This window comes from Avibacterium endocarditidis, from assembly GCF_002921145.1.
GTDB classification, from domain to species: Bacteria; Pseudomonadota; Gammaproteobacteria; order Enterobacterales; family Pasteurellaceae; genus Avibacterium; species Avibacterium endocarditidis.
In genome coordinates this window covers 1-3147 of record NZ_PQVI01000062.1, presented here as the reverse complement: position 1 = coordinate 3147, position 3147 = coordinate 1, and the positions used below count along the sequence as shown (strand labels likewise).

Genomic DNA, 3147 nt, shown 5'->3' with positions numbered 1-3147 from the left:
TTTAGGGCGAAACCTAAAGACGCTCAAATGTTCCGATTAAAATAACAAAATTAAAGGAAGAGCAAAAATGCAAGAACAATCCCTCCTTAATATCGACAAAAACCACATCTGGCACCCTTATTCTCGTCTGAATAGTGATGCACCGATGTTTACGGTGGAACGTGCGGACGGGGTGGAAATCACGTTGAAAAATGGCAAGCGGCTGATTGATGGAATGTCTTCTTGGTGGGCGGCGTTGCACGGTTATAATCACCCAAAACTGAACCAAGCGGCGAAGGATCAACTGGATAAAATGAGCCATATTATGTTCGGTGGATTTACCCACGATCCCGCTGGTGAATTGGCTTCTCGCTTGGTGAAATTATTACCTCAAGGGCTAGACAAAATTTTCTTCGCCGACAGTGGCTCTGTGGCGGTGGAAGTAGCGATGAAAATGGCAATTCAGTATCAGCAAGCGAAAGGGGAAAGCGAGCGTTACAAGTTTGCCACCCTTCGTTCGGGCTACCACGGCGACACTTGGCACGCGATGTCGGTGTGCGATCCGATCACGGGTATGCACAGTCTATTTGCGAAAGGCTTGCCCGTGCAGTATTTCCTCCCTCAGCCTAAAACCCCTTTTGACGGACAATGGCAAGAGGCAGATATTCAGCCGCTCAAAGATTTACTGGCAGAAAAGAGCGGTGAAATTGCTGCCTTAATTTTAGAGCCGATTGTGCAAGGGGCAGGCGGAATGTATTTTTATTCGCCGACTTATTTGGAAAAAGCCCGTGCCTTGTGTGATGAATATGGCGTATTGCTGATTTTTGATGAAATCGCCACGGGCTTCGGGCGAACAGGGAAATTATTTGCCACCGAATACACCAATATCAAGCCTGATATTATGTGCTTAGGCAAAGCCCTCACAGGCGGTTATTTAACCCTTTCTGCCACTATTACCACCGCTCACATAGCAGAAACCATTTGCAACGGCGAAGCAAAATGTTTTATGCACGGGCCAACCTTTATGGGCAATCCGCTCGCTTGCGCCATTGCCAGTGCATCCATTGATTTATTATTGGAAAGCGATTGGCAAGGCAATGTGCAACGCATTGAGCAACAATTAAAAATGGAACTTGCCCCTGCAAAATCCTTCAAGGCGGTAAAAGAGGTGCGTGTGCTGGGGGCGATTGGCGTGTTAGAAATGAAAGAACCTGTGAATTTGAACATTTTACAGCCAAAATTTGTCGAAAAAGGCATTTGGCTACGCCCTTTCGGGCATTTGGTGTATATTATGCCTCCTTTTATTATTTCGGCCGCTCAGCTCAGCCAGCTCATGCAAGGCTTATTGGCAGTACTCAAAGAGGTTTACAATGAATAATTATCTCGCTGATTTTGCACAAACACTGGCAGAACTCAAGGCGATTGGGCAGTTTCGTCAGCTTCCCCAGTTAGATCATCAAGGCAAAATGATCGTCAAAGACGGACGTACAATGCTCAATATGTCCTCTAATGATTATTTAGGTCTTGCCAATGATGACGCATTGAAAAGCGAATTTTTAAAAGACTATGGCGAAAACCTACCGCACTTTACTTCCTCTTCCTCAAGGTTATTAACGGGATCTTTCGCCATTTACGAACAGCTCGAAAGCCTAATGGCAAGCCGATTTGAACGCGAGGCGTGCTTGCTGTTTAATAGTGGCTATCACGCCAACATCGGTATTTTGCCCGCGGTGGCAAATAAGAAAACCCTGATCGTGGCGGATAAACTGGTTCACGCCAGTATCATTGACGGCATTCGCTTGAGCGAGGCGGATTTTGTTCGCTATCGGCATAATGATTTCAATCACTTAGAAACCTTATTAGCAAAACATCAAGCCCATTACCAACGAATGATCATCGTTACCGAAAGCATTTTCAGTATGGATGGTGATGTGGTAGATTTACGCCAGCTTGTGGCATTAAAACATCGCTTTGGCAATGTAATGCTTTATGTGGACGAAGCCCACGCTATCGGGGCTTATGGCGACACGGGATTAGGCATTGCGGAACAACAAGGTTGCGTGCAAAAGATCGATTTTTTAGTTGGCACCTTTGGCAAAGCCCTCGCTTCAATGGGAGCGTATGTGGTGTGCGATCAACTGCTAAAAGATTACTTAATCAACAAAATGCGACCGCTGATTTTTTCTACCGCTTTGCCACCGATATGCGTTGCGTGGACGGCATTTCTGTTTGAAAAACTCCCACACTTTGCTACGCGTCGCCAACATTTACATCAGCTAAGCGAAAAAGTGCGGTCGTTTTTTCGACAGAATTTAGCTCAATCCATTGTGAGCGAAAGTGGCATTATTCCTTATATCATCGGCGATAACGAAAAAACCGTTGCCACCGCTCAAACCTTGCAACAACAGGGCTATTATTGCTTGCCGATTCGTCCGCCAACTGTGCCACAAGGCACATCGCGAATCCGCCTTTCTTTAACGGCGGATATGAGCGAGCAAGAAGTGGACGCTTTTCTCACTTTGTTACAGGAATTTCAGCAATAAATGCAAACCAAATTGATTAAAACGGCAGAAAATAACAAACAGCTAATCCTTTATTTTGCCGGCTGGGGAACGCCTGCCAGTGCGGTGGGGCATTTAACCTTGCCCGAAAACACGGATTTATTATTGTGCTACGACTATCAAGATCTGCATTTTGAGCAGGATCTTTCCGCCTATCAGCAAATCCGCCTTGTGGCGTGGTCAATGGGCGTGTGGGTAGCAAATCAGGTACTCGGGGAAACGCCCCTTATCAGTGCTACCGCCATTAACGGCACGGGAAAACCTTGTGATGACGAAATGGGTATTCCGCAAGCGGTGTTTGTTGGAACGCTAGAACAGCTAGATGAACGCAATTTAACTAAATTTCAACGCAGAATGTGCGATGATAGCGACATTTTTCAGCATTATCAAGTATTGGCGGAGCAACGCGATTGGCAAAAAGTGCATTCAGAATTGACCGCACTTTATCACGCGATGCAACAAACTCAGGGGCAGCAAAGTTCAATACAATGGACAAAAGCCATTGTGGGCGAAAAGGATCGCATTTTCCCCGTGCAAAATCAGCTTAGCTTTTGGCAAGCCTACCAAGCGGAGCTAGTGCATATCGTCGAAGAGCAACGCATAAAAA

At 46.0% G+C, this 3147-nt stretch carries 3 protein-coding genes; all 3 read left to right on the top strand.

Annotation, left to right across the window (positions count from 1 at the left end; all coding sequences use genetic code 11):
- Positions 1 to 67: 67 nt before the first annotated feature.
- Positions 68 to 1357: an adenosylmethionine--8-amino-7-oxononanoate transaminase gene (gene bioA / locus C3Z13_RS04625; RefSeq protein WP_103855148.1), complete on the top strand. Its 1290-nt coding sequence runs from the start codon at positions 68 to 70 to the stop codon at positions 1355 to 1357.
- Positions 1350 to 2522, top strand: coding sequence for an 8-amino-7-oxononanoate synthase (gene bioF / locus C3Z13_RS04620; protein WP_103855147.1), 1173 nt, complete (start codon positions 1350 to 1352; stop codon positions 2520 to 2522). Before bioA ends, bioF begins: the two co-directional genes overlap by 8 nt.
- On the top strand, positions 2523 to 3147 hold a 625-nt coding region (locus C3Z13_RS04615), incomplete at its 3' end, for a DUF452 family protein (protein WP_103855146.1).

Coding starts and splice junctions, on each gene's coding strand:
- bioA (WP_103855148.1), top strand. CDS start 68: ATGCAAGAACAATCCCTCCTTAATATCGACAAAAACCACATCTGGCAC.
- bioF (WP_103855147.1), top strand. CDS start 1,350: ATGAATAATTATCTCGCTGATTTTGCACAAACACTGGCAGAACTCAAG.